Source organism: Flavobacterium branchiophilum NBRC 15030 = ATCC 35035 (assembly GCF_002217205.1).
GTDB classification, from domain to species: domain Bacteria; phylum Bacteroidota; class Bacteroidia; order Flavobacteriales; family Flavobacteriaceae; genus Flavobacterium; species Flavobacterium branchiophilum.
This window is the reverse complement of sequence record NZ_MUGT01000083.1, coordinates 1-3,218: the sequence shown is the minus strand read 5'-3', so window position 1 is coordinate 3,218 and position 3,218 is coordinate 1. Positions and strand designations below refer to the sequence as shown.

Genomic DNA, 3,218 nt, shown 5'->3' with positions numbered 1-3,218 from the left:
AAAAGAAAGGCGGCGACATACTCTCCCACAAAATGCAGTACCATCTGCGCAGGCGGGCTTAACTTCTCTGTTCGGGATGGGAAGAGGTGAGCCCCGCCGCAATAACCACCTTAAGGTCTTTGTTAGCGGTTGTTGGTATTTGGTTGTTGCTGTTGCCATCAACTACCAACCTTCAACTATCAACTGCAGTTTTACTGCTAATATCTTAACATATTGAGATAAAAATTTAAAAGAAAGTTTTACCAGCCCCACATATTCTCCTTTTGGAGCTTAGGGGGCTGTTTTATACATAAGCTTACGGGTTATTAGTACTACTCGACTATGACATTACTGCCTTTACATCTATAGCCTATCAACGTGGTCATCTTCCACGACCCTTAAAAGAAATCTCATCTTGTGGTGGGTTTCGCGCTTATATGCTTTCAGCGCTTATCCCTTCCAAACGTAGCTACTCTGCGGTGCCCCTGGCGGGACAACAGATACACTAGAGGTTTGTCCAATTCGGTCCTCTCGTACTAGAATCAGATCCACTCAAATTTCTAACGCCCACAGTAGATAGAGACCGAACTGTCTCACGACGTTCTGAACCCAGCTCGCGTGCCACTTTAATGGGCGAACAGCCCAACCCTTGGGACCTTCTCCAGCCCCAGGATGTGACGAGCCGACATCGAGGTGCCAAACCCCCCCGTCGATATGAGCTCTTGGGGGAGATCAGCCTGTTATCCCCGGCGTACCTTTTATCCTTTGAGCGATGGCCCTTCCATGCGGAACCACCGGATCACTATGCTCTACTTTCGTACCTGATCGACCTGTATGTCTCTCAGTCAAGCTCCCTTATGCCATTGCACTCTTCGCACGGTTACCAAGCGTACTGAGGGAACCTTTAGAAGCCTCCGTTACTCTTTTGGAGGCGACCACCCCAGTCAAACTACCCACCAAGCAATGTCCTCCCTAATTGGGAGTTAGGCCTCAGATAAACAAAGGGTTGTATTTCAACAATGACTCCACAACGCCTAGCGACGCCACTTCACAGTCTCCAACCTATCCTACACATCATTTATCCAAGGTCAATACTAAGCTATAGTAAAGGTGCACAGGGTCTTTTCGTCCCACTGCGGGTAAACGGCATCTTCACCGTTACTACAATTTCACCGAGCTCATGGCTGAGACAGTGTCCAGATCGTTACACCATTCGTGCAGGTCGGAACTTACCCGACAAGGAATTTCGCTACCTTAGGACCGTTATAGTTACGGCCGCCGTTTACTGGGGCTTCAATTCAATGCTTCGCCTAAACTAACATCTCCTCTTAACCTTCCAGCACCGGGCAGGTGTCAGGCCCTATACTTCATCTTACGATTTTGCAGAGCCCTGTGTTTTTGATAAACAGTCGCCTGGACCTCTTCACTGCGGCCAGCTTGCGCTGGCGACCTTTCTCCCGAAGTTACAGGTCTATTTTGCCTAATTCCTTAGCCATGAATCTCTCGAGCACCTTAGGATTCTCTCCTCGACTACCTGTGTCGGTTTACGGTACGGGTACTGTTAATCTAAGTTTAGAGGGTTTTCTTGGAAGCCCTTAGGTGTACTATCTCGTCAACCGAAGTCTCTGAGTACTATCAGCCTTTGCCAAAATCTACGGATTTGCCTATAAATTCTTTAGCTACAGCCTTCAACGAACTATTCCGTCAGTTCGCGACACTTTCATCACTCCGTCGCCCCATCACAATTAACACTAGTACGGGAATATTAACCCGTTGTCCATCGACTGTCCCTTTCGGGTTCGCCTTAGGTCCCGACTAACCCACAGCTGATTAGCATAGCTGTGGAAACCTTAGTCTTTCGGTGGCGGTGTTTCTCGCACCGCTTATCGTTACTTATGCCTACATTTTCTTTTCTAACCAGTCCAGCTCTCCTTACGAAAAACCTTCAACCCTGTTAGAATGCTCCCCTACCACTTGTATCTAAATACAAATCCATAGCTTCGGTAATATGTTTATGCCCGATTATTATCCATGCTCGTTCGCTCGACTAGTGAGCTGTTACGCACTCTTTAAATGAATGGCTGCTTCCAAGCCAACATCCTAGCTGTCTAGGCAAACAAACCGCGTTCTTTCAACTTAACATATATTTGGGGACCTTAGCTGATGGTCTGGGTTCTTTCCCTCTCGGACTTGGACCTTAGCACCCAAGCCCTCACTGCTGGTAAACATTATATAGCATTCGGAGTTTGTCAGGAATTGGTAGGCGGTGAAGCCCCCGCATCCAATCAGTAGCTCTACCTCTATATAACTTATAACCAGCGCTGCACCTAAATGCATTTCGGGGAGTACGAGCTATTTCCGAGTTTGATTGGCCTTTCACCCCTACCCACAGGTCATCCGAAGTCTTTTCAACGACAACCGGTTCGGACCTCCACACTGTGTTACCAGCGCTTCATCCTGCCCATGGGTAGATCACACGGTTTCGCGTCTAACACTACTGACTAAAGCGCCCTATTCAGACTCGCTTTCGCTACGGTTCCGTGACTGAATCACTTAACCTTGCCAGCAACGTTAACTCGTAGGCTCATTATGCAAAAGGCACGCCGTCACCCAACGAATGGGCTCCGACCGCTTGTAGGCGTATGGTTTCAGGATCTATTTCACTCCGTTATTCACGGTTCTTTTCACCTTTCCCTCACGGTACTGGTTCACTATCGGTCTCTCAGGAGTATTTAGCCTTAGCGGATGGTCCCGCCAAATTCAGACAGGGTTTCACGTGCCCCGCCCTACTCAGGATTACACTATTCTTTTCACTCATTACCTATACGGGACTATCACCCTCTTTGGTTCTACTTTCCAGTAAATTCTAATTCTTTGTGCAAGAAATATCGTGGTCCTACAACCCCAATATTGCCGTAACAACATTGGTTTGGGCTTATCCGCGTTCGCTCGCCACTACTTACGGAATCACTTTTGTTTTCTTCTCCTCCGCCTACTTAGATGTTTCAGTTCAGCGGGTTTGCCCATCTATCGATGTACTATGTCTTCAACATAGTGGGTTGCCCCATTCGGATATCTACGGTTTTGCGGTTGTGTGCACCTACCCGTAGCTTTTCGCAGCTTATCACGTCCTTCTTCGCCTCTGAGAGCCTAGGCATCCCCCATACGCCCTTATTTTGCTTATGTACATCCTATTCATATCAATACAAATAGGAATTGTTTTTAAATATGCAATAAAT

The 3,218-nt window shown here is 47.5% G+C and carries 2 rRNA genes; both read right to left on the bottom strand.

Going from position 1 to position 3,218, the window contains the following annotated elements:
* Nucleotides 1-4: 4 nt before the first annotated feature.
* Nucleotides 5-113, bottom strand: a 5S ribosomal RNA gene (rrf, locus tag B0A58_RS10180).
* A gap of 172 nt (nucleotides 114-285) precedes the next feature.
* Nucleotides 286-3,165 (bottom strand): 23S ribosomal RNA (locus B0A58_RS10175).
* Nucleotides 3,166-3,218: the final 53 nt, after the last annotated feature.